This is a genomic window from Wolbachia endosymbiont (group B) of Scrobipalpa ocellatella, from assembly GCF_964188425.1.
GTDB lineage: Bacteria > Pseudomonadota > Alphaproteobacteria > Rickettsiales > Anaplasmataceae > Wolbachia.
This window is the reverse complement of record NZ_OZ077190.1, coordinates 202491-227418: the sequence shown is the minus strand read 5'-3', so window position 1 is coordinate 227418 and position 24928 is coordinate 202491. Positions and strand designations below refer to the sequence as shown.

23 protein-coding genes are annotated in these 24928 nt (G+C 33.2%); 9 read left to right on the top strand and 14 right to left on the bottom strand.

Annotated features, from left to right (window positions below; translation table 11 throughout):
- Window positions 1-7 precede the first annotated feature (7 nt).
- On the bottom strand, window positions 8-304 hold the full coding sequence (locus AB3210_RS01040) for a type IV secretion system protein VirB3 (RefSeq protein ID WP_006015054.1): 297 nt from the start codon (window positions 302-304) through the stop codon (window positions 8-10).
- Between the two features lie 64 nt (window positions 305-368).
- Between AB3210_RS01040 and AB3210_RS01035 the strand changes: the two genes are divergently transcribed.
- The gene (locus AB3210_RS01035) at window positions 369-1946 is read left to right on the top strand and encodes a lysine--tRNA ligase (RefSeq protein WP_052264803.1); all 1578 of its coding nucleotides are present in this window, start codon (window positions 369-371) and stop codon (window positions 1944-1946) included.
- A gap of 508 nt (window positions 1947-2454) precedes the next feature.
- On the opposite strand, the gene AB3210_RS01030 is transcribed toward AB3210_RS01035, so the two are convergent.
- The 4 genes from AB3210_RS01030 to AB3210_RS01015 form a co-directional block, all read right to left on the bottom strand.
- The gene (locus AB3210_RS01030; protein ID WP_149168643.1) at window positions 2455-3939 is read right to left on the bottom strand and encodes an ankyrin repeat domain-containing protein; all 1485 of its coding nucleotides are present in this window, start codon (window positions 3937-3939) and stop codon (window positions 2455-2457) included.
- A gap of 176 nt (window positions 3940-4115) precedes the next feature.
- Window positions 4116-4694 (bottom strand): RlmE family RNA methyltransferase, encoded by a 579-nt coding sequence (locus AB3210_RS01025; protein ID WP_052264860.1) that lies wholly within the window; start codon window positions 4692-4694, stop codon window positions 4116-4118.
- 75 nt (window positions 4695-4769) lie between these two features.
- On the bottom strand, window positions 4770-5285 hold the full coding sequence (locus AB3210_RS01020) for a PopZ family protein (RefSeq protein WP_007302034.1): 516 nt from the start codon (window positions 5283-5285) through the stop codon (window positions 4770-4772).
- Window positions 5286-5295: 10 nt separating this feature from the next.
- Window positions 5296-6546 (bottom strand): TolC family protein, encoded by a 1251-nt coding sequence (locus AB3210_RS01015; RefSeq protein ID WP_230608990.1) that lies wholly within the window; start codon window positions 6544-6546, stop codon window positions 5296-5298.
- Window positions 6547-6662: 116 nt separating this feature from the next.
- On the opposite strand from AB3210_RS01015, the gene rplM reads away from it, so the two are divergent.
- The 3 genes from rplM (at window position 6663) to AB3210_RS01000 (ending at window position 8018) form a co-directional block, all read left to right on the top strand.
- The gene (gene rplM / locus AB3210_RS01010; protein WP_006014941.1) at window positions 6663-7121 is read left to right on the top strand and encodes a 50S ribosomal protein L13; all 459 of its coding nucleotides are present in this window, start codon (window positions 6663-6665) and stop codon (window positions 7119-7121) included.
- 47 nt (window positions 7122-7168) lie between these two features.
- Window positions 7169-7570, top strand: a complete 402-nt coding sequence (rpsI, locus tag AB3210_RS01005) for a 30S ribosomal protein S9 (protein WP_052264863.1) — start codon at window positions 7169-7171, stop codon at window positions 7568-7570.
- A 145-nt stretch (window positions 7571-7715) separates the two neighbouring features.
- Window positions 7716-8018, top strand: a complete 303-nt coding sequence (locus AB3210_RS01000) for an HU family DNA-binding protein (protein ID WP_052264861.1) — start codon at window positions 7716-7718, stop codon at window positions 8016-8018.
- Window position 8019: 1 nt separating this feature from the next.
- Here AB3210_RS01000 and AB3210_RS00995 read toward each other — a convergent pair whose 3' ends face one another.
- On the bottom strand, window positions 8020-8727 hold the full coding sequence (locus AB3210_RS00995; RefSeq protein ID WP_010402508.1) for a pyridoxine 5'-phosphate synthase: 708 nt from the start codon (window positions 8725-8727) through the stop codon (window positions 8020-8022).
- 372 nt (window positions 8728-9099) lie between these two features.
- Here AB3210_RS00995 and AB3210_RS00990 point away from each other — a divergent pair, with 372 nt between their 5' ends.
- Window positions 9100-9555, top strand: a complete 456-nt coding sequence (locus AB3210_RS00990; RefSeq protein WP_007302039.1) for an Hsp20/alpha crystallin family protein — start codon at window positions 9100-9102, stop codon at window positions 9553-9555.
- 851 nt (window positions 9556-10406) lie between these two features.
- On the opposite strand, the gene gltX is transcribed toward AB3210_RS00990, so the two are convergent.
- The gene (gltX, locus tag AB3210_RS00985; RefSeq protein WP_017532143.1) at window positions 10407-11759 is read right to left on the bottom strand and encodes a glutamate--tRNA ligase; all 1353 of its coding nucleotides are present in this window, start codon (window positions 11757-11759) and stop codon (window positions 10407-10409) included.
- A gap of 151 nt (window positions 11760-11910) precedes the next feature.
- On the opposite strand from gltX, the gene AB3210_RS00980 reads away from it, so the two are divergent.
- The gene (locus tag AB3210_RS00980; protein WP_017532144.1) at window positions 11911-12588 is read left to right on the top strand and encodes a hypothetical protein; all 678 of its coding nucleotides are present in this window, start codon (window positions 11911-11913) and stop codon (window positions 12586-12588) included.
- A 61-nt stretch (window positions 12589-12649) separates the two neighbouring features.
- Window positions 12650-14620: an acetyl-CoA carboxylase biotin carboxylase subunit gene (locus AB3210_RS00975; RefSeq protein WP_096097194.1), complete on the top strand. Its 1971-nt coding sequence runs from the start codon at window positions 12650-12652 to the stop codon at window positions 14618-14620.
- Here the strand turns inward: AB3210_RS00975 and AB3210_RS00970 are convergent.
- From AB3210_RS00970 to AB3210_RS00945, 6 genes are read right to left on the bottom strand one after another with little or no spacing between them, the layout of a single operon-like run.
- Window positions 14603-15592 (bottom strand): COX15/CtaA family protein, encoded by a 990-nt coding sequence (locus AB3210_RS00970; RefSeq protein WP_052264899.1) that lies wholly within the window; start codon window positions 15590-15592, stop codon window positions 14603-14605. The two genes, AB3210_RS00975 and AB3210_RS00970, sit on opposite strands and share 18 nt — an antisense overlap.
- Window positions 15574-17163: a glycosyltransferase family 2 protein gene (locus AB3210_RS00965; RefSeq protein WP_052264898.1), complete on the bottom strand. Its 1590-nt coding sequence runs from the start codon at window positions 17161-17163 to the stop codon at window positions 15574-15576. The genes AB3210_RS00970 and AB3210_RS00965 overlap by 19 nt, the downstream gene beginning before the upstream one ends.
- A gap of 5 nt (window positions 17164-17168) precedes the next feature.
- Window positions 17169-17645, bottom strand: a complete 477-nt coding sequence (locus tag AB3210_RS00960; protein WP_052264897.1) for an ATP synthase F0F1 subunit B — start codon at window positions 17643-17645, stop codon at window positions 17169-17171.
- Window positions 17646-17652: 7 nt separating this feature from the next.
- Window positions 17653-18132 (bottom strand): ATP synthase F0 subunit B, encoded by a 480-nt coding sequence (locus tag AB3210_RS00955; RefSeq protein ID WP_007302046.1) that lies wholly within the window; start codon window positions 18130-18132, stop codon window positions 17653-17655.
- 3 nt (window positions 18133-18135) lie between these two features.
- A complete protein-coding gene (locus AB3210_RS00950; protein WP_006014985.1) occupies window positions 18136-18363 on the bottom strand; it encodes a F0F1 ATP synthase subunit C in 228 nt (75 codons plus the stop codon).
- Window positions 18364-18422: 59 nt separating this feature from the next.
- A complete protein-coding gene (locus AB3210_RS00945) occupies window positions 18423-19148 on the bottom strand; it encodes a F0F1 ATP synthase subunit A (protein ID WP_096097195.1) in 726 nt (241 codons plus the stop codon).
- Between the two features lie 237 nt (window positions 19149-19385).
- On the opposite strand from AB3210_RS00945, the gene AB3210_RS00940 reads away from it, so the two are divergent.
- Both AB3210_RS00940 and pheT read left to right on the top strand, forming a co-directional pair.
- A complete protein-coding gene (locus AB3210_RS00940) occupies window positions 19386-19655 on the top strand; it encodes a hypothetical protein (RefSeq protein ID WP_010402566.1) in 270 nt (89 codons plus the stop codon).
- A gap of 112 nt (window positions 19656-19767) precedes the next feature.
- Window positions 19768-22107: a phenylalanine--tRNA ligase subunit beta gene (pheT, locus tag AB3210_RS00935; RefSeq protein WP_052264921.1), complete on the top strand. Its 2340-nt coding sequence runs from the start codon at window positions 19768-19770 to the stop codon at window positions 22105-22107.
- On the opposite strand, the gene AB3210_RS00930 is transcribed toward pheT, so the two are convergent.
- Window positions 22104-24893 (bottom strand): hypothetical protein, encoded by a 2790-nt coding sequence (locus tag AB3210_RS00930; protein WP_367363644.1) that lies wholly within the window; start codon window positions 24891-24893, stop codon window positions 22104-22106. The genes pheT and AB3210_RS00930 overlap by 4 nt on opposite strands.
- Window positions 24894-24928: the final 35 nt, after the last annotated feature.

Sequence of the window (24928 nt, the reverse complement as noted above, 5' to 3'; positions counted from 1 at the left end):
CATAACATCAAGTAATGTCATAAGAATTGGCTCCATGATAAAACCGATTTAAACATTTGGAACATTTTCCCAACTTTACCATAAATAACTCAATAAACAACGGTTCCTTTGCAGAAGCTATATAGCCAAGTCCATGTATACCTGGTAACATCAGGAGAATTACTCTAAGATCATTTGTATTAATGAAAATTAGCATGCAAATTAGAACGTTTAATATTGCAAACATATAACTCACACCAAAGAGCATTGCAGGTCTTGTAAGACCTTTAAATAATTGATTCGTTTGTATGCTGCCAGTAGACATATCTTTAACCTTCTAATAAGAGCTCTAACACTAATACTACATCATTAATTAAAAATCTATTGAAATGAATAGCACTTTAGGTAAGATAATTAATTTAAATTCAATGATTATAAGCTGGCCATTTCAAGAAGCAGAAAAAATACTACAAGAATTCCCTAATAAAAAAGAGATAATATTTGAGACTGGTTATGGTCCATCGGGTTTACCACATATTGGTACTTTTGGGGAAGTTTTTCGTACCACAGTTATTGCAAACGCTCTAAAAAAAATAGCTCCTAGTATAAAAACCAAAATCATTGCAGTTTCCGACGATATGGATGGTTTGCGAAAAATACCAGATAATGTACCAAATCAGGAAATGCTAAGAGAGAATCTGAACAAGCCATTAACCATGATACCTGACCCATTTGGCACTCATGAGAGTTATGGTCATCACATGAATTCGTTGTTGTGTAAATTTCTTGATTTGTTTGGATTTGAATACGAATTTAGGAGTGCAACAGAGTGTTATAAATCTGGCGTTTACGATGAAAAACTTTTACTCCTGCTGAAAAATTATGATAAAGTGATGGACGTAATGCTTCCATCATTTCGGGAAGAAAGGCAGCAAACCTATAGTCCATTCTTGCCGATATGCCCAAAAACTTCCCAAGTTTTACAAGTTCCAGTAATTGAAACAAATACAGATAAAGGAACAATCACGTATGAAGACCCAAACGGGGAAAAAATAGAAGTTCCAGTGACAAAAGGAAAATGTAAACTGCAATGGAAACCTGATTGGGGGATGAGGTGGGCTGCATTTGGAGTCAATTATGAAGCTCATGGAAAAGATTTAACACCATCTGCTGTGCTTTCAAGTCAAATATGTAAAATACTTGGAGAAAAGCCACCGCTTTTGTTTTGCTATGAGTTATTTCTTGATAAAGAAGGAAAGAAGATATCAAAATCAAAAGGAAATGGTATTTCAATTGAGGAGTGGCTAACTTATGCACCCACAGAGAGTTTAGCATTATACATCTTTCAGAGTCCTAAAAAAGCTAAACGTTTATATTTTGATGTGATACCAAAATCAACTGATGAATATTTGGAATTTGTTAAGCGTTATAATGAAAGTAAAGAAAAGGATGTAAACAGTCCTGTATGGCACATCCACCAGGGTAAAGTTCCAAACGTAGAAACTTCAGGCATAAATTTTTCGTTACTTTTAAACCTGGCAGCAGCTTGTAATGCTGAAAACAAAGAGATTCTTTGGGGTTTTATATCAACTTATGCACCAAACGTTACACCAGAAAGCAACAAAATGCTAGATAGGCTTTCAGATTTTGCAGTTAGGTATTACCATGACTTTATCAAGCCAACAAAAGCATATAAAGCTCCAAATGAAAAAGAGAAAGAAGCGTTACTAGATTTAAAGAACAACCTACATTCCCTGCCTATTACAGCCACTGCTGAAGAGATTCAATCTCAGGTTTTCTCCATCGGAAAAAAACATAATTACAATAACTTACGCGATTGGTTTCAGTTGCTATATGAAACGCTGCTTGGCCAAAAAACCGGCCCTAGAATGGGATCTTTTATCAAGCTTTATGGAATAGATAATACAATCTCTCTTATAGAAAGTGCTACTGAACGTACACTTTAGAGTTTACCTTCTTTCATTTGAGCCCTCTAGTTTTATTACTTGACAAACCTTCCCACTTTCCTTATTATACCAATAAAGGTATTTATCCTTGTTTTTTGGGCTCAACGACAAAATTCAGGTGTTTATTGGCAAATTACATAAAATTATAGCAGCTTTTTTTATTTTTTCTACATTCAGCCAAATCGCGCTTGTTAGCACATTATCAATTTACATTATTAAAACTCGCTATACGGGGATTCTTTTGTCTTTTTTTATTTAGTAAATTTCTTAATATTTACAACTAAAGTAATTTTAGAGAGCCAGCGCGTGACCAACCTGGTCAGTTTTCTGAATCCCAGTATTGGAATAACAAGAAAGAGGGCGCTGGGATGACACCATTTGCTGTCTTCAAAATGAGTGTTAATACACCTAGGATGTTTAAACCTTAATTCTGTTTTGGTGTTAAGCAAGGTATCTAGATACCTTGCTAAATAAAAAATTGGAAAAAAAGGAAGAAGAGACTTCTTCCTTAAATAGCGAAAAAACTTTTTACATTATTTATAAAATCTTTTAATGGTGCCAGTAAGCTTGTTTCAGGATTTTCTAGACTACAATTAGGCTTACTATCGTCCACTGCACTATTCTGACTAAGATTTGATATTTTTTTTGCAATAGCCTCCTTTAACTCATCACAAGGCTTCAACACTTCATATATAATGCCACCAGCAACAAGTCCTGTGAGTACAGCAGCAGCCACAGCTATCCCAGCCATAGCACCTACTGATAATGACACACCAATAAAATATGCAGAAGTAACTATTATCGCAGCTACAACAGATGCAATAACAAATATACCAACACCCAAGATTATTGCTAGCATAATTGCGTTTTCAGTAAGTTCTTTATCTAGAGTTTTGTTATCAAGATTATCTAATAAAGGATCAGCACCTGCTTTTAATAGAGCTCTTACTATCTTTTTATGATGTTCCCGAGCAGCAACGGACAAAGGAGTGTGTCCACATTTATTTGGAAGATTAATACTAGGGTTCTTATCTAATATAGCATTTACTATCTCAATTTTGCCTTTCTCAGCAGCAAGATGTAAAGGAGCGCTTTTACTTTTATCTTGCAAATTAACACTAGCCCCCTTATTTAATAGAGCTTTTACTATTTTTTCGTCACCTTTTTCAATAGCCAAATGTAAAGGAGTTTTTTCATAGTTATCTTGCAAATTAACACTAGCCCCCTTATTTAATAGAGCTTTTACTATTTTTTCGTCACCTTTTTCAATAGCCAAATGTAAAGGAGTTTTTTCATAGTTATCTTGCAAATTAACCTTTATACCTTTTACTGCTAATAGAGCTTTTACTATTTTTTCGTCACCTTTTTCAATAGCCAAATGTAAAGGAGTTTTTTCATCGTTATCTTGCAAATTAACCTTTATACCTTTTACTGCTAATAGAGCTTTTACTATATTTTCGTTACCTTTTTCAATAGCCAAATGTAAAGAAGTTTCTTGAGATTGATTTTGCAAATTAACATCTATACCTTGTGCTGCTAATAGAGCTTTTACTATATTTTCGTTACCTTCTTTAATAGCCAAATGTAAAGGAGTTGCTTGAGATCGATTTTTCAAATTAACATCTATACCTTGTGCTGCTAATAGAGCGTTTACTATATTTTCGTTACCTTTTTCAATAGCCAAATGTAAAGGAGTTTCTTGAGATTGATTTTGCAAATTAACACCTATATCCTGTGCTTCTAATAGAGCTTTTACTACACTTTCTTGATTATTTAGACATGCTATATGCAATAATGTTAATTCTTCTTTGCCAAAATAAGAATCAACACTAAATTTATAATTTATATCAGAACTTTTCTTCTCCCATTCTTTACAAGTAGGTGGGTCTACTTTTTCTAGTTGCTCTTTTATTTTTTCAACTATGTTATCACCATTCAAATCATTTTCACGATTTACTATACCTAATACCTGTTCGAACAATGCTAAATACATATAAAATTCTCCTATAAAAATAATAATATACTTTAATTATTATATACTTAAGCAATAAAGTCAAGAATTTAATTAACTATCATAAACACTCAAGCAAGAAAAAGGGGCTTTTGTGCGAGCGTTATTAATCTTCAGTTTAATAGGATAAGATTCGTCAACATTTCTGTAAGTATCTTCTATATAGAAGGGTTGCTACCAATAAAGCCTAAGCTGACCAAATACATTTCTGTAGATTCAGATCTACTTGACTTTGGTTTGAAGTATCTTACTGTTTTAAACATTTTTTTTAGCTCATTGCAGAAATCTTTATCAGACTCTCCTTGAAAAATTTTTACTACGAACTTGCCATCATGATTCAAAAAATGCTTTGCAAAATTGAGCGCTGCTTCGCATAAAAGCATAATTCTGATATGATCTAACGATTTTAAACCGCAAGATTCTGGTGCCATATCAGATAAAATTACATCAAATTTGTGATCCTTGAATTTTTCTCTTAAAATTTCAAGTTCGCTGATAATATCACACTGTATACACTCTACTCCACTAATTGCGTTTATTGGTTTTATGTCAACAGCAATCACACTCGCTCCTTTCTTAGATGCAACTTGTGACCATCCACCAGGAAAAGCGCCAAGATCAATAATTTTTTGCCCTTGTTGGAGTAGTTTAAATTTATCGTCTATTTCTATTAACTTATATGCCGAGCGCGATCTATAACCGTCCTTATTGGTTTTTTGCACATACTGATCATTCAAATGGCGATGTAGCCATCTTGTTGAAGATAACTTTCTACCTCTAGCTGTTTTTACTCTGGTCTTTATACTAATAACCTACTTATTATTGATTATATCTTTGAGCTCTTTTTCAACTACTTCTTTTACCAATGCATGTAGATACTTATTCAGCCACTCTGAAAGCTGAGGTTTTAAAAGAGATACAACTAATTCTTCAACAGTAAGATCCGCTCTTTTTTGTTGTTTATGCCGTAGTTCGCTTTGCATCTTTTCAAGCAATGTTTTAATTTCCTCCATATTTTCTTTTAAAACTAAATGCTCGTTACTTTGTTCTTGATAGCTCACTTTGTTATTACTCATTTGGATATTATCATACAAATTTTTCTCTTCTGAGTTGTAACTATTAAATTGGTTATTCATTTTCTCACTTTGGCAATTATTCTCTTCTTCACTATTTTCTTTTTCTTCGATGTCTTCTGGGTACTCCTCTTCAAGGCATAATACGTCATCATCTTCATCTATTATTTCTGCTCTATCACCACTTGGATTTTTACCCGATATAGCTTTTTTTATATCTTCTAGTATATCTTTTACAGATTGATTATCGCTCATACCATTAAATTTAAAGGTTTATACTATTTATCATAAAAAGCAAGTTGTAAACACTAATTACATAATTGCTTTTTGCCTGAATTAGATCGGAACGTGCTTTAAATAGTTCATCTTCAGTATCCAAAAGATCAATTGTGCTCTTTAAATTTAAGTTTACTTCTTGCGCAACTCCTTCCAATGCTAAAGCTGCTGCTTTTTCTGCTTCTTGACTTGCTTTAATAATAGCTTTTGCTGTCAGCACGTTATTCCAAGCATTTATAACTGCTTGTTCTATATTTTTTACTGCTTCGTAATAATCGTAAGTGGATTGTTTTGCATCCATTTTAGCTCTACTAACACCAAAAACATTAACTCCTCTTTTAAAGATCGGAATATCAAGAGTAAAGACAACATTCACATTTTCTAGTAACGTGTCTAATTTTATATTGTCCTTTCCAAAATTTTTACTTGCGCTTAGATTCAAAGAAGGAAGCCACTTGGAACTTTCAGCAATCACTTCCATTCCAGCAGCTCTTTTTTTATAAATAGCTGCTTTTAGGGACAAGTTGTTGGTTTTTGCTAACTGTAAACATTCATTTAATTCTGGTATAGAAGGTAGTTTACCATTAGTCTCGTGAAGATTATCAGCATCTTCACCAATTAAATGATAGTAAGCAATATTAGCGAGCTTTAATTCACCTTCAGCATCAACTCTTTTGGATATAGAAGATGAAAATTTTGCTTTTGCGAATAAAACCTCAGCATTAGTAACTTCTCCAAGAGAAAAGCGTTTTTTCATAGCTGACAAATGTTCTAAAGAAACACGTTCTTTATGTTCCCCCAGTTTTAATATTTCTGCCTTTTGTAAAACATTAACATATGCTTTCACAGCGCTGAGTGCAACTTCTTGCTTTGACTGCTGAAATCTAATTTTTGCTGCTTTAAGAAGATGACTTGATCGGCTAAATGTAGCAAAAGTGCCCCCACCGTCTATTATTCTTTGGCTTAATGTTAGACGCTTTCCAGAGTTTTGTCGATCGTTAATAATATTAAAATTACTATCGAAATTATATTGTAAATTAATGTCAGGTAAAAATCCAGCCAATCCAGAAGATTTCAGCTGTTTTTCAGCACTCTTATATTGGTAAAACTGAGACTTTATTTTTGAGCTGTTTTTGATAGCTTTGCTTATGGCTTCTTCCAAATCGATTGCATAGCAACCTATAGTACCAAAAGCAATTATAAGTATAATAATCAATCGAAACATTTTGCTTTCTAGCATGTTGTTTAAGTTATTAGCATAAATTACTTTAATAATCAATAACTAATGTTGTAACTAATGTTATTGACACTATCAAGCAACTCAGTGTATCATAATCTACTGTTATGTATTGATATATGAAAACTTTTTTCTTAAAAGAGAAACAAGTCGATAAAAAATGGCTTGTTATAGATGCAGAAGGATTAGTAGTAGGAAGGCTTGCAGCGTTTGTAGCAGCGCTATTGCGTGGAAAGCATAAGCCTGAATACACGCCTCATATGGATTGTGGAGATAATGTAATTATTGTTAATGCAGAAAAGGTACATTTTACCGGAAAGAAACTTAAAGATAAAATCTACTATAGGCATACAGGTTATTCTGGTGGTTTAAAGAAAACTACTCCAGATAATATTTTAAATGGCAAATTCCCTGAGCGTGTGATAAAAATGGCAGTAAAAAGAATGCTTGATGATGGTCCTATGGCACGTAGACGGTTTGAAAATTTGTATGTTTATTCTGGTTCAGAACATAAGCATCAAGGACAGCAACCTGAAAAAATAGATTTTGCCTCTTTAAATCGTAAAAATAAGAAATAATGGAGTAAAAAGTGAAAATAAATAATAATGATCAGCCAAAAAAGGCAATGATTGACTCACTTGGTCGTTCATATGCCACAGGTCGAAGGAAAGAATCTGTAGCAAGAGTATGGATAAAGCCAGGAAGTGGAAAATTTAGTGTTAATAAAAAAGATGATTTAATTTCTTATTTTAAAAGAGAATCAGTGTGTCAAATGATTAAAGCGCCATTCATAGTAACTTCTATGTTAGATAGGTATGATGTGTTTGCAACTGTAAAAGGTGGAGGACTATCTGGCCAAGCAGGTGCCTTAGCTCATGGAATAAGCAGAGCTTTAAGTAGTATAAGTCAAGATCTACACTCTATATTACGTAAGGGTGGATTCTTAACTAGAGATTCACGTGTTGTTGAGCGTAAGAAATATGGTCAACATAAAGCTCGGAAAAAATGTCAGTTTTCTAAGAGATAATTGTTTCATAATGGTATTTTTTTGTAAATATTATACAAGTTCTTACAAGGTTTTATGACATTTTCTCTTTTTATGACGAATTTAGTTGACTATTGGTATTAGCATAATATGCTGTTTATGTAATTTTTCAATATTAAGGTAATTTATGAGTAAAGAAGATATAGTAAACCAACTGAGTCAAGAGTGCTCTAGTCAAGGTATAGATATAACAAAAGCTAGTTTGAGTAAGATTCATGATATTTTTATGGAAACAATCAAGAACGATCTAAATCGTAAAGGTGAAATACGTTTGCATGGAATAGGGACATTCTCTACTGCTATAAGTAAGGAAAGACAATGCCGTAATCCTCAAAATGGTGAGATTATGACCGTTCCTGAAAAGAAAAGAGTAAGGTTTAAAGCAAGTCAAGCTCTTTCAAGTACTTTAAATATCAAAGAGAAAGTATAAGCTACTTAGATATTGTCATTTTCATCTTTTTAGTTACACTGTGTAAGCCATGAAATATAGCCTCGCTGATTAAAGAATGGCCTATATTAAGAGCTGAGATGTGAGGTATTTCTTTTATTCTTTTAGCATGTTTATAATTTATGCCATGCCCTGCGTGGCATTCTATTCCTAGCTTATTAATGTATTCTGCAGAGTTAGTAATAAGTTTTAATTTTTCTTCTGATGGATTATCACAGTAATCCCCTGTGTGAATTTCTATTATGTCAGGCTTTCTTTCTAGCTTCTCAAGATATTTTAGTTGATTAATATTTGGATCGATAAACAGTGAGACTTTTATGTCAAAGCTATGCATTTCCTCTATTATACCAGAAAGTTTACTGTGCATATTCACGATATTCAGGCCACCTTCGGTTGTTAATTCTTCTCTTTTTTCTGGTACTATACAAATCGAATAGGGTTTTACTTCTTTTGCTATTTTGAGCATTTCTTCCGTAGCTGCAATTTCAAGGTTCAACTCAGTGCTAATGTTTTGTTTTAGATTGAATACATCCTCATCTCTGATATGCCTTCTGTCTTCTCGTAAGTGTACGGTGATAAAATCTGCTCCAGCATCAATAGCTATTTTTGCTGCTTTTAATGGATCTGGATAAGAAGCTCCACGTGCGTTGCGAAGGGTTGCAACGTGATCAATATTAACGCCCAATTTCACAATTTACCTCAAAAATTATTTATAAATTATACATATTATTAGATCTTATGCATGTCATTGTTTAATGCCATAGCTGAAAGACGGAGCTAGCAGTTATACCAATTCTCATTGTTGGCAAGTCAAATAAGAAACATTCAAAATTGTTTGATTGTGGAAGTGGAAAGAGAAGTAATAAATTTGCATACACTTGCCCTTTTTTACAGTTAATCTAGTTTATAGAACTACTCGTGGTAATCCAAATAAGATTTTTTCTCATAATCAAGTTATAGTAAACGGGGAAAATTTTTCGCATCTAAAAAATTTTAGATTTAGGATTGAAATTAATAAGTGGAGTGATTATGTAATGCATGTATTAGTAAAAGGAGGTACAACATGAGTAATATAGTTCATTTAAATAAAAACAATAATCGTGATAATTTTAGTGTAAGAGGGTTACAAAGAGCCGTTGATGACATATTTGATAGCTTCTTTACAGGATGGAACCCAGAGCTTTCTAAAAGAGGCAGTAGCCTACTACCAGTTTGTGACCTTTATGAAACAAAGGAAAGCTATTGCCTATCATTAGAGTTACCAGGTATTCCTAAAGAAAGCATAGACATTAGTATATCTGGCGATAACTTAATAGTGAAGGGTGAAAAAACATGTGATAATGAATCAAAAGATAAGCAGTTTTACCACAAAGAAAGGTACTATGGTTCTTTCTATAGATCTATTCAACTTCCAACAAATGTAGAGCAAGATAAGGTATCTGCCAACTTTTTAGATGGGGTATTGCATGTAACCATACCTAAATCAGAGAAACACATCAAGAAAATTGATGTAAAGTAATCAGTAAGTAATAGCAGGCTTCTGACCTTGAGGCTTGCTATTTTAATATCTGTTCAGCAGAGTGGCAAAATAAGGTAAACGAGAAAAGACAACTAAATGAGTGTCATGAAAGTAGCTGATGCTGGCTCCCTTATGAAGGTGTCATCTTAGCACCCAGACACTGATTTTTTAATTGAAAATGTTGTCTTGTTTGTGATAAATTTTGCTCGATGCCAGTGTCGAGCACTGGCATGACATTATAGAAGCTGGAATTACAGTACTTGAATGACAATATTTGCTGTGTAATTTACCTTAAAAAATGAATATTCCTACAACTACGTGTAAGCTACTTTCATGACACTCATTTAGTTGTCTTTTTTGCCACTTTACTGAACAGATATGTAAAATATTAACTTAGCAATACAAAAAATTATCTATAGATTAGACACACCATTAGATCTTATGCATAGTCATTTTTTAATTCCATAGCTGAGACGGAGCCTGCTCCCCTTATCATGAAACTGAAGTCTATATGGTACCACAGTATAATGATATAATAAAATATGAAAAAAATACCAATAAAAAAAAGGCAAAAAAAGCCCGTATTAACTTTAACAATTTAAAATGATTTAATGTGAAAACCATAGGCGCCAATTGTTTTTTTAACTTAAAAATAAAAGTCAAGTATCAGGAATTCTAGACATAAACCCTCCTATATGAATAAAGAGCTAGCAAAAATAAACTTATATATTTTTTGCTGAAATTTGATTATTTGGTGAAAAAACCTGCAGGTGAAGATAGATTTTGGATCCTAAAAAATCTTCATTCTCCACTATAATGAAGCTACTAGAGTCTGTCAAGCAATTTTTTATTTAAATTGCTTGCAATCTTTTTATACACTCATCTTTACCAAGAATTACCATGATATCGATGATTCCAGGCGCATCCATTATTCCAGTTATTGGAGCGCGTAATGAGTGGTATATATCGCTCATTTTTATATTATGTAATTTTGAAAATTCCTTAATCTGAGAAGATAAAAAATTCTTATTCCAATCTTCACTACCTACACTCGAAAGAAATGATGCAAGTAACTTAATTACATTGAGGTTAGATTTGACAATTTGCTGAGCTTCTTCACTAAAATCAACTTGAATATAAAATTTTGCTAAGTCCAATAATTCGGTCAAATAGTTTGCTCTTTTTTTCAGCTCTGTCAGTCCCTGCAGTAAATAGCTCTTTTTTTTGTCAGTTAGAGTATTTTCTCTAAGCATTAGAGTCAGAATATCTTCATTGCTCATATTACTAATATAGTGGTTATTCAAATGCTCCAGTTTTTTGAAATCGAGCCGTGCAGGTGAGCGACCGATGCTTTCTAAATTAAACCACTCTATTGCTTGCTCATCGCTAATAATCTCATCGTTGCCATGACTCCAGCCAAGTCTTAGCAAGTAATTACGCATTGCCTGTGGCAATATTCCCATCTTTTCATAATCGCAAACACTTGTTGCACCATGCCTTTTAGATAACTTATTCCCGTCTTCTCCATGAATAAGCGGTACGTGTGCAAAGCGTGGGACATCAAAATCAAGAGCTTGGTATATTAGTAATTGCTTGAAGGTATTAGTGAGATGATCAGAGCCACGTATAATATCGGTTATTCCAGCATCATGGTCATCAACCACTACAGCAAAAATATATGTTGGAGTATTGTCAGAGCGCAAGATTACTATGTCATCAAGCTGGTCGCTACTTATTGTAACTTGGCCGTATATTTTATCGTCAACAACAATATCTTCTGAGTCTGGCACTTTGAAGCGAACAACAGGCTCTGCATTTGATGTTGAATGAGTACACTTATGCTTATATATTTTTCCTTCTTCCCTTGCTCTTATTTTCTTCTCCGCAACTTCATTCTCGGGGCAGTAACAATGATACGCCCTACCCTTTTCAACTAAAAGATTTGCAACTTCAATATGTCTAGCTATTCTTCTCGATTGGTATATTATTTCTCCATCATAGTTTATTCCAAGCCATTTTAACCCATCTATTATTGCATCAATTGCTTCCTGTGTTGAACGTTTTCTGTCGGTATCCTCAATCCTTAGCAAAAACTCCCCACCATGACGCTTTGCATAGAGCCAATTAAATAACGCAGTACGAGCTCCTCCAATATGTAAAAATCCTGTTGGTGATGGAGCGAATCTAGTGACTATACCTGGCATATTTGTCTATTGTGATAACGTAACCGATGATAACTAAAATTTGTACTTGCAACAACGTGGAACTATAGTAAATTTGAAAGATCAATTTACATTTATTTTTAACAAACTGCATTGTATAATTTAATATTAGTGAATGCAGTGAGGTGTATATATGGATAATTTATTTGAAATTGCAAGAGGAGTTGTAAAAGAAGAGGATGAAAATAAATTTATTGAAGCTTGCAGGAAAAGAGTTGCTTGTGTAGCTAAGCATAGAATTGATGAAAATGGAAACCCATTTCATATAGCAGCAAGTAAAGGGTTTCTATTATCTGCGTTACAGGGGATCATAAAGTATTTAGAAAAAGATACTGAGAGCAAAGTCAAGAAAGCAAAAGAAGCTAAAGATTGGGAAAAAGTAAAAAGATTAGAAAAGGAATTTAAGAATAACAAGAAATATATTAAGGAAGCACTCCTCGATAAAAGCTATATTAAGGATGAAGGGAAGAAGGCAGTATCACCCCTTTATTTCTTGGACCCTGCAGAGCGGAAAGAAGTTAAGCAAATTGCAGATATAAAATGTGGCTTTATATGTAATAAGAAGTTTCATATATGCTTATATATAGTAGGAGCTATAGTGTGTGCTACCGCTATGTGTGTATCTTTGTATCTTCTATTTTCGGCTTCTCAATCTCTTGCATTGGCTTCAATAGCAACAATAGCTTCTGGAGGATCTTCATATCTGTTATTTAAGGCATGTAATGAAGTATATGGCCTCTATAACGAAAGTACTATAGTGACAGATCCTGATGTTATGCAACTTTTAGATAGTGGTTTAGCCCCAGTGTGAAGTATTTGCAGGTAGTAATATAGAAATTTACTTTCTTAACTTAAGAAAGTATACTTATAAGATGATAAGAAAGAAGTATAGTAAGATTTTAGTAGCGAACAGAGGGGAGATTGCCTGCAGAATAATCAAAACTGCGCACAAGATGGGCATATCTTGTGTGTCTGTGTACTCAGATGCAGATGCAAATTCTGTGCATGTAAAGCAAGCAGATGAGTCAAGGCACATTGGCCCTTCGCCTGCTTATCTTAGTTACTTAAATATCGAAAAAATATGCGAAGTAGCAGTTGAAACAGGTGCCGAGGCGGTTCATCCTGGCTATGGGTTTTTAGCAGAAAATCCAGATTTTCCCCGTGCTCTGGAAAAACATAACATAGATTTCATTGGTCCAAGTGCAGAAACAATAGAAGTTACAGCCAATAAAATAACGGCAAAAGAAGAGGCAAGAAAAGCTGGAGTAAATGTAGTGCCAGGATATATGGGTAAGATCGAAGATGCTGCCCACGCAGCCATCGTTGCTGAAGAGATTGGTTTTCCCGTTATGCTCAAAGCTGCATCAGGTGGTGGTGGCAAAGGAATGCGAATTGTATATTCCAAAAAAGAAATTGAACTAGCATTTACATCAGCAACAAATGAAGCAGAGAAAAGTTTTAAAGATGGCAGTATTTTTATAGAGAAATATATAGAGCTGCCAAGACACATTGAAATACAAATCATAGCAGATAAATACGGCAATATAGTGTGTCTTGGGGAGAGAGAGTGCTCGGTACAGAGGAATAACCAGAAAATAATAGAAGAAACACCAAGCCCATTTATTAGTGAAGAAGTAAGACAAAAAATGTATGCTCAATGTGTTTCTTTGGCAAAGCAAGTTGATTATTTTTCAGCAGGTACTGTCGAGTTTGTTGTAGATAAGAACCAAAACTTCTATTTTCTTGAGGTAAATACGAGATTACAAGTTGAGCATCCAGTAACAGAATTTGTCACTGGAATAGATATAGTGGAAGAGATGATCAGAATTTCTTGCGGAGAAAAATTAAGATTTGGTCAGAATGATATTAAACTTATTGGCTCTGCAATAGAAAGCAGAATTTGCGCTGAAGATCCATCAAAGAGATTTTTTCCTTCCAGCGGAAGAATCAAATATTACGACAAACCAGATGATGTAAGAATAGATGATGGAGTAGCTAGCGGTTCAGAAATCAGCATGTTCTACGACTCAATGATTGCAAAAATTATAACCTATGGAAAAGATAGAATAGAAGCAATCAGCAGAATGCAAAAAGCATTGTCTAAATGTTATATAGAAGGAGTAACAAATAATATAGAATTTCTAGAATCCATCTTCCATAATCCAAATTTTATTGCAGCAAAGCTCCACACAAGATTCATTCCAAATCATTATCCTGGTGGGTTTCAAGGCGATCTTATTACAGAAGAATATATTAAAATATTTATCTTTACTGCACTGTATGTTCACTTAGAAAATGAGGGAAAGTATTACAGTAAGTCAACAGACGAAGCATTCATAGTGAAAATAGATGACAATGAGTACTCCGTAAATGCAAAGTATCAAGATAACACATTAACAACAGTATATAACCACAATAAATACTCCGTGGTGGGTAAGTGGAAATCAAGTTACAGATTACTATATATCACAATTAATGATGATACCAATATAGCACTTAAAATAGAAAGGCAAGGCAGCAAATACTTTATAAGACACGCAGGTATGAAAGCTAAATGTTGTGTATTGAAACCTCATGTAGCTGAACTAAGCAAATTAATGCTAAACAACAAAACAGAAGGGATTTCAGTAGACGCTGTAAAATCTCCAATATCCGGTTTATTGGTTAAATTACACGTCAATGCTGGAGATCAGGTAGAGGTAGGACAACCTCTATTTGTTGTAGAGGCAATGAAAATGGAAAATATAATATGTGCTGAATCAGAAATGGTGATAAAAAATATCCCTGTTAAAGAAGGAAAAAATATACATGCTGGTGATTTGGTATTAGATCTGGTTTCTTAAATAACATAAGCAGTATAAACTTGACCCGAATAAGATAAACGAAAACATTTGATGGGCTATAGCAATGGCCATTGGTATATGCAGCAACAAAGTTACTACTCCTAAAATTACCTGAATGATGACGGAGAGTAGCATAATATATACTGGTTTTACACTGGCATTTTTTATTGTGAGTATTGCTGTCAGAACTAATATCAGCAATGCCAATGCCCGGTGTATGAATTGCACTGTTACTCTATTTTCAAAGATATTTAGCCAAGCAGGCTGTAAGTAAAATAAATCTTCCGGAACAATTTGTCCATCCATCAGTGGAAAGGTATTGTAAATTAAACCAGCATTTAGCCCTGCAACAAATGCACCGAAGATTATTTGTACTGTCACTAGGATTAAAATTATCCATATGTAACATGTACTAACCTTAAGTTTAGTTTGCCTTGGTTTGATTTGGTAATCAAAAAATTGATATGACAATAATGCAAAGATAACCAACGCAAGCAGTAAGTGAAGTGCGAGCTTATAGTGACTAACATGAGGATTGACTACCAAACCGCTTTTTACCATATACCAACCAGCAAAAGCTTGTAAAATTCCAAATAATAGTGCTGTAGATAACCTTATTACTGCATTTTTAGGTATTCTTTTTTTTAGTGTAAAGTATATAAACGGTAAAATAAAAACTAAACCTGTCAGCCTTGCAATTAACCTGTGCACATATTCTATTAAGTATATGGTGCGAAACTCTTCCATACTCATACCATAATTAAATGCTTTATATTCAGGTGTAGCTTCATATTTTGATTTTTCTTTTAGCCAGTCTTGTTCACTCAGCGGTGGCAATGTTCCGGTAATTGGTTTCCATTCCGTGATTGACAATCCTGCTTTTGAAAGTCTGGTAAATCCACCAATTCCCACCATGCAAATCACCATGAGAGAGCAGAGAAAAAGCCAAATAGCTACAGGTTTTGCTTCCATAATCCATGCTGAGTTTTATTCCATTGCTGAGGGTGAATAACAAATTCCCACAAAGCGAGAAAAGCTGCAACGCTATGTAGTAGACTATAGACGGGAAAAAATATTGATACTATATAAAAATAAAAAGGCATTTTTTGTTGTCTGATAGCTATTATCAAAAAAATCAAGTTAATACCGTATACTATTATAAAATAATATAAGAATAATTCATTCAAAATTTGAGTCAGCACCAATGAAAGTAACAAAAAAGGAGTCGTGAAAAATATAAAAGCTGAGGAACCAACAAAAAGGTTTAATAGCAAAACTCCCTTAAGCCCAGTGTGCTTAAAAAGTAATTTTATATTTTTTAAATGAACGATATAAGTTTGCATATAACCTTTAATCCAGCGTGCTCTTTGTTTGATCCAAGCAAACACAGTAGTTGGTGATTCTTCCAATGTTTCTGAATCAATAATCCTGGTTTTATATCCCATTTGCGCAAGTCTCAAACCAAGGTCAGCGTCTTCAGTGACATTGTAAGCATCCCAAAAAAGCACTTTCTTTAAAATTTCCACTGAAAAATGGTTACTGCTACCACCCAAAGGTATTGGCATGTTCATTTTTTGAAATCCAGGCAAAAAATATTGAAACCAGTTCATATACTCGAGAGAAAAGAATTTTGTAAGAAAATTGCAACCAAAGTTATAGTAATTTAATTTCGCCTGTACACAAGCCAACTTTTCGTCGCCCTTATTAAATTCAATTAGTGCTTTTTTTAACTGCAACGGATCTGGCTTGTCATCTGCATCATATATTACCACATACTTTCCTCTAGCAAAGCTCATAGCATAATTGCATGACTTAGCTTTTGTTCTAGGCAGAGAATGAGGCACTTTTATTACTTCAAAATACTGTGGTAAAGTGCATTTTTCTATAGCTGCCAACATTTCTTGATCATCGCTCTCTATCACAAGCTTTACATCTAATTTTGATTTTGGATAATCCAAACTTTCAATGCTCTTAATCAATTGCTTTATAACCGCATTCTCTTTAAAAGCAGGCAATAAAATAGTATATATAGGTTCATTCATCTTATCATAATCTGCTTTTTGGTTAGAAATTTTACGCAAGCCAAAAATTTTAGTTACAAATTTGAATAAAGAACTAGAACATCCGATTATAAATATCAACACCAAAGCAAAATATGCATATTTTTTTGTCAGTGTTAAAGTCGAAATCATAACAAAGAAAGAGGAAAAAAAGATTGAACTGAGCCTAATGCTTTTAGCTGAAAAATTAGGATTCTTATAATATAAGTAGTTACTTGCGAATTCTGAAATACCAAAGTGTGAGTTAAGAAGATTTAAAATCTGTTTGCTATCTACTTTTATCAATACATATTCAATACCGTAATGAGATTCGACCCAAAGGTTGATATCTTGGCTTATGTCTTCAACCATAAAAAAAGTAGTATCATTTAATTTTTGCCAAGGAATTATATTAAACCTATAGTAGAAAAGTTTCTCTTGTTCTTTGCATAAACTAGAATCAAATTTAATTTTTTCTACATTATCAGTTTGAAGTACAGGCATTAAACTTAATGCAACTTTTTGCTCAAGTCACGTGAAAACGAAGATATAACCTCACTACTACGCTTATCATCTTTACGTTCATGCATTATTTTTTTTACAGCATCAGCAGCTATACTCGCTGTGTTAGCTTGTAAATCCCCAAGAGCTTTTTCAACTTGGTCAGTAACTTTCTTCAAATTAGAATGGGCATTTTCATCTAACGTTTGATCGAGTTGCTGTCTATTATGCTTAATAATACTATTAGCCTTATCAAGTGCTTCATTCATCATTTTGTTAACTTCTGCATCTAATTTTTTGTATTTTTCAGAAGATTTTTTGTAATACTCCAACATATCTTTTCTGAATTTTTCAGTTTCTTCACTTGAAAACTTGCTTTTGTTACGTTTATTGTTAAGCGCGTTTTTTATTACCTTCCTTAGCAATTTATATGAGAGGATAAAACCTACTAAAAAAGCAAGGCTTATAACTAGTAATGTAGACATAAAAACCCTAAAATTCTTTTGACACCAAGTCAGCAACAAATTCCTCTTCAATCTCAGAATTAGTTAACTTAGTATAGTAAATCAAAGCAATACTAGTAGCCATTTGTTTTAATTCACTAATATACTTAGATTTAAATTGTACTACCTTTTCTTCAACAAGTTTAATCATCTTCTTGTCTTCCTCTTCCAATATATCCTTAACATTCGCTCTCATTTCTTCTACTTGAGCAAATGCATCATCTATGATTTTTTTTGCCCGTACTCTAGCTTGATTTAAAGCTGCATTATACTTGGCAATTTGCTCTTCTGTAAGTCTTAAAAGGTGAATAGAACTATTAAATGAATCTAACACTTCTTTACTTCTAGTGCTTATTATTTCATCTAACTTCGGTAAAAACAAACAACTCACTACAAAAAAAAGTGAAGAGAAAAAAATTAAAAACCAAAAAATTTGAGAAGAGAAAGTTGAAACATCAAGCTGTGGCATCTGTTAAGCAGCAAATATTAATAACATTGCAAGTACAAACGCAAGCAACCCCATGATTTCAACCATGGCAGCACCAATATAAACGTAACTTTTCATTTTACCTTCTGACTCAGGATTTCTCGCAATCCCATTTAACATAGCAGAGAAGATATTAGCTATACCTAAACCAGCACCGAGCATTCCAAATACAGCCAAACCAATTGCTATAAATTTTAAAGCCACTAAATCCATATATTACCTTTAACTATTTCTTTATAATATAATTGTAAAATATTCTGCAAGGAAGTCAATTACTTTACTGCATCTGACAAATATACACATGTTAATATAGTAAATATATAAGCTTGCAAAACTGCAACAAATACTTCAAATCCTATTAGTGCAATTATAAACAAAAAAGGTGCAGGTGTAAAAAATATGTTCATATTTATGACGAATCCTGCTATCACTTTGATGATTGTATGACCCGCAATCATATTTGCTGCAAGCCTTATTGATAAACTAATCGGTCTTACTAAATAAGCAAATAATTTAATAATGATGATTATAGGTGCAAGCCACGAAGGAGTTCCTTTTGGTAGCAATATGCGTAAAAATTCTACTCCTCTTTCTTTAAACCCAACAATCGTTATATAAGTAAAAACCACCATTGATAAAGCGAAGGTAACTATCACATGACTTGTAACTGTGAAACTATAAGGAAGAACACCAACTAAATTACACGATAAAATGAAAATAAATACTGTAAATATCAAAGGAATGTGCTCCAAACCTTTGCTTCCAGTGTTACTTTCTATTATTGAAACAACAAAATCATATACATATTCAACTGCAGCTTGCAAATATCCTGGTATTACTGCACCTTTTCTTATTCCAAGGAGCAAAAACAGTACCATTAATACCACCGAGATCATCATAAAAAGAGATGAGTTGGTAAAGTTTATGTCATACCCAAATAATTTTGGTAGTTCTATTATTGTATATACTTTAAATTGTTCTAGCGGATTTAACGCCATCTTGATTTATATACTTAAACTATAATAGTAAGTAAAATATAGATTTTATAGGGTAAAGTCAAGAATTAAGATAGAAGATCCATGCCATTATGGCATAAATATATCAACAAAGTATGTGATTAGAATGCTAATTATAGCCAGCGTTCTATTTAAAAATTCACTAATCTTATTAAGTTACTTAACATCTTGACTTAACATCTTATTTTAACTATAATTTAATTTTAATATGAGGCAATTATGAACGAAATAGATTTTACTAATCCACCTTTAAATTTAGAACAGGAATGTGGTAACGGGTACATCAAGTTTACAGATTATTCTTCTAACTCAGACACTGGTCTTTTCCACATGGCAGGTGAAATGCTAAATGAAAGCCATGATGTTATAGGAAATTTCACTGGTGATGCTTACATTTATAATTTCCATATAGATGATCACAATATGAACATTCAACTCTGCATGGAAATGGACTGCAAAGGTGATATAAAGAAAATTCTTTCTTTGTAGAAAAAGTAGGCTTCTCCTTCGTTTTTTACAATTAGAGAAGCTACTCACTACAACAAGCTTTAAAATCATTATATTTTACATTACAATAACTTTTTTATTTTCTGTTAAATAAATGAAGTTCACATTATCTTGGTTATTAGAGTACTTAGAAACCAATGCTAGTTTAGAGGAAATTATTGATAAATTAACTCACATAGGGTTGGAAGTAGAGAATGTGATCGACAATTCCAGATTGGCCGGGTTTGTTGTTGCAGAAGTATTAGAAGTCGCACCTCATCCAAATGCTGATAAATTAAAATTATGTAAAGTAAATGATGGAAGTAAAGTTCTGCAGATAGTCTGCGGAGCAAAAAATGTTAAAGAAGGCATGAAGACTGTACTTGCATCTCTTGGTAGCACATTGCCAGAAAGCAACTTTACAATTAAGCCTACAAAAATAAGAGGAGTGCTAAGTGAAGGGATGCTCTGCTCTGCCTCTGAGCTTTCGCTGACTCAAGATGAAAGTGAAGGAATAATCGAGCTTTCTGATGATTATAAAACAGGAGATAAATTTTTCAATTGCGATCCTGTAATTGACATAAACATCACTCCAAACCGTGGAGATTGCTTAGGTGTTTATGGAATAGCACGTGATCTAGCAGCAACTGGAATTGGAACGTTAAAGACTTTAATCATTCCACAACTTACCGCTTCTATGAACTCACTAATAAACGTCAAAGTCATCGATGGGGAGAGTTTTATTAGTGGAGTATATATCACTAATGTAAAAAATAAAGAGAGTCCAAAATGGCTAAAAGATAAATTGGAATCGATAGGAATGCGCTCCATTTCTGCAATAGTTGATATTACTAATTACATTATGATATCTTTCGGGCGCCCGATGCACGCGTATGATGCAAAAAAAATAGAAGGAGAGCTCATAGTACGCAAAGCAAATGACGAAGAAAAATTTATTGGTTTAAATGATAAAGAGTACTTATTAAACAAAGACATAAGCGTTATTTCTGATGATAAAAATGTTCATGGAATTGCTGGAATTATGGGCAGCAAGTATAGCGAATGTACACTTGAAACTACTGATATCTTTTTAGAGTCTGCTTGGTTTGACCCCATCTCCATCACTAAATCTTCAAGGCAGCTAGGCATCTCCACAGACTCAAGTTACAGATTTGCACGTTCAATTGACCCTGAATTTACCCTTGATGGACTCAATCTTGCAGCCAAAATGATTTTGGATTTATGTGGCGGAGAAGTGTCAAGCATAGTGTCTGCTGGCAATTTGAATAAGGCTTATACCAAGATAAATTTTGATTATCAGAATGCAAACAAACTTGGAAGTGTATCTGCATCACCTAATGAGGTATTCGATATTTTAACAAAGCTAGGGTTTAGTATCGATAAAAAAACCGAAGGTAATTGGAATATACAAGTACCAAGCTGGAGACCGGACGTAACCATACCTGCTGACTTAGTTGAAGAGGTAGTAAGAATATACGGCTATGATAAAATAAAGGAAGAGCAACTAGCAGAAGACGTTACAGTAGAAGAAGAGACACAAGATGATTTGCGCATTTTAATGACAAGCAGAGGGTTTCATGAAGTGATAACTTGGTCTTTTATGAGTGAATCAACAGCTGAAAAGTTTGGTTACTTGAATAAGTTATTCATTATCGATAATCCATTTAATAATAACTTCAATATAATGAGGCCAAGTGTCATACCAAATTTGTTGCAAGTCACTGCAGATAATATTGCTCACGGGATATCTGATCTCGCAATTTTTGAAATTGGACCAATTTATAATGGTGAGGCTCAGTCTAAGTACGTTTTAAGTGGAATTAGATCAGGAAATAATTCGCCGAAAAACCACTATAACACTGATAGGAAAATAGATATTTTTGACGCAAAGGCTGACCTCATAACAGCTTTGGAACTTTTTAATGTCAATTGTGATAATTTAGCAATAGAGAGAGCAGAAAAAGAATATTATCACCCAGGAAAATCAGGCTCCTTATCTTTTAGAAGTAAAATAGTTGGTTATTTTGGAGAATTGCATCCGAGTATATTGGATTTTTTTAACATCAAACAAAAAATTGTAGGCTTTGAGTTGATATTAGAAAATATCGAAAATTTACCTATAAGTAGAAAAAAATTTATCGATTATAAATATCAAAGTGTAAAACGCGACTTTGCATTTATTGTAAATAAAGATGTAGCAGCAGGCAGTATAATCAATATGGTGAAAAAAAGCTCAGAGCTCATCACAGAAGTTTTGATATTTGATGTATATCATGGAAACAATATAGAATCGAATAAGATGTCTATAGCATTTTCAGTTACTTTCTGCTCTCCAACTCACACTTTAACTGAAGAGGAAATCCAAAAAGAATCAAATATGATAGTCAACTTAGTGTGTGAAAATACTGAAGGAACTTTGAGAGCTCATCATTAAGCCGTAATCGCCGTTTCCTGATTTTGCTGTGTCACGTTTACTTCATCCAATTTATTTCCTATCTTGAATTCAATATCCTTGAAAAACCTATCCCACATTCCATGCAAATGCTCTTCTACTTTAGGCCATACATCATTTTTAAATGTCGTTCCATCATCAGAAAATAAATTACCCAAAAAAACTCCTACTTCCTCATAACTTGATTGAAAATGTTGAAGAAATGTTTCTACTTCCTTATGAGTATCATGTGCCACACTCAACGCTTTTCCTTCTGTGCTCTTATCCCCACGCATTGCAACGGCAAGACCTGTTTGAATATATCCCAAGCCTGTCCTAATAGCTTTTATAGGCTGCAGCCATGAACTCTTATCACTTTTTGGTACATTATTTACTATATTTTCCACCAACCTATTTATTAAAGGAGACAATAAATCTTGACAAAAATGTTTGATATTGTCTTTTGTCTTAATCACAGGACTTTTTATGCACTTTTCTGCCAAATAGTACTCAAGTTCTGCTCTCTCTAGTAACTTCTTAATTGCTTCTTCGTTAAAAGTTTCATGCTCGAACTCCTTCAGTAAATCATCTTCTATTATTGCAAATTTTATTTTTTCACGAGATTCTAGTTCTTCTCTATAATCATTTATTGTTTTTTCATTTATCAATAATCCTTTTTCTTCCAATTTCAACTGTTCTAATGTTTTTAGAATTTCTTTGTTATTTTCTAAGTGCTTCTGTACTAGCTTTGTATTTGGATGCTTTTCTCCTCTTCTCTCTTGCTCATCTTTTAAGTACTTATTTAAATCCTTACTCCCTTCTATTATTTTTCTCAATAGCATAGGTTTTTCAGGTCTTTTTAAGTATTTTTCAATTCTCACTCGATGTGAATTAATCTTTTCTACTAGATCTGGTGCCTCCCTTTCTAATAACTTACATGAATTCTCTATACCCTTTGCTTGACCTCTAAATAAATTTAGCATTTTACATTTCGTTATTTCTAAATACACCTTTTCTACAAAGTCATTCACTTCATCTAAAGCTTCTTCACTTAAAGAAGCTTTTATCTTGTTTTCTAAATTTACAAACTGCTCCTCTATCAGGCTTAATATACCTAATCGGCTTAACTTATCTTTGGCTTTTCTCATTACTGATTTTACTAGCCTTTGCTTAACCTCTTGATTATCATACTCGAACTTAAAAAGACCTTCTAATCTTCTTTTTAAATTATCCTCCGCTAAGCTATTCTTTTTTGCATGTATCCTAATATATCTTTCCTGTCCTTCTTTTTTTAAACACTCAATCTCTCTTTTAGTGTTATCTAGAGCTTTCTTTGTTTCTTTAGGGTACATATCTTCATAAGTATTAATTATTGTCCTTTCAGCTATTTTCCCTTCTTTTATAAGCTGTTTCCATTTTGCTTTAAATACAGGAAGTGCATCATCACTTATATCATCTACTTTCATAAGGGACTCTAGCCGATCATCTTCATCAGTCAAATTAAGTAACTCCTTTATTTTTAGTTCTTTCAAATCTTTGATTATCACTTCTTTCTCATTTGGTAATTCCTTACCTTGACTTTCTAATTTCTGTTTCACTAAAGTATTTTTTAGCTCATCCTCCAGTGAAAAATCTTTTCCCCGTCTATTTTGCTGAAACTTAATTGCTTGTATAAAAGCAACTTGATAAGCATTTTCTATTAAGTGAGTTGTCAACTTAGAATCTATGCTACTCACCACTTTCAGCCTGAATTTACTCAATAATTCCTTCAGTTTATCATGTGTAATATCTTTCTTTTCTAGATTCACCAGCTCTTCCATAGTTCTTGCGCATTCTTGAATCGAAGTTGCAAGCACATTCTTGATTTCACTATGTAAGGGCTTAAGACCATTTTTTAAATTGATGTTAGTTGACAATTTCAGTACGATATTGCGCTCTGAATCCGGCGTTACACTAAACCACTGATTATTTTCATTATCGCATAAATCTCTAAGTAATTGTTTAAATTGCGGTGGAAACTTTATTTCCATATCATATTCAATGCTTGGCTCAGGAACTTCTGTTTCATGAAAAGATACCTCAATATTGTGGTGCTTATTAGAATACTGCCCCGTACTTATTTTAAGAACAGTAACTAAAGAATGGACTAACAACTCTCTATTTAAAAGATAAAAAGTAGCCAAAGCAACTGTTGCAGGAATAACTAAGGCTGTTAGCACAGCCACATTAACAAAAATTGCTATTGCAGCAAGAACGCCATATGCCAATCTTTTTGGCACACCTGTTTCACTCTTTTTTATCTTATCTTCCACTACACCTTCTTGTGTCTTGCTGTCTGCTTTAAATCTACTATATATGACTAACCCCATTGCAGTAAAAGCAATATAAGGAAGCATTAAAACTGACAGAGCTAAATTTAATACTTTCTTCTCTGGGCAAGCTCTGTTTATCTCTTTCAATATTTCGCTTGACATATTATACCAAGAGGTAAAAAAGTCAGAGTCATAATCCTTATAATGGAATATACTGAGCGGAACATTAAAAGCAGCTATTTGTTTAATTAACCAATCCTGCTTACTTACAGCATCAAAAAACTCTTCTTCCTCTTCTGAATTAGCAAGACCTAAATCATTCCCTTCTTCTACATTAGAAACATCTTCCATAGCATCAAAAAACTCTTCTTCCTCTTCCAAAGCAACATTGGAAATAGATTCTACTTTACCTGAACCATCACTGTTGTTATTTAAATCAATAACTTCTCTATGACCATCTGCAACAACTTGATTCATATCACCACCCTACTTAAGGTAATTTAAGTATAGCA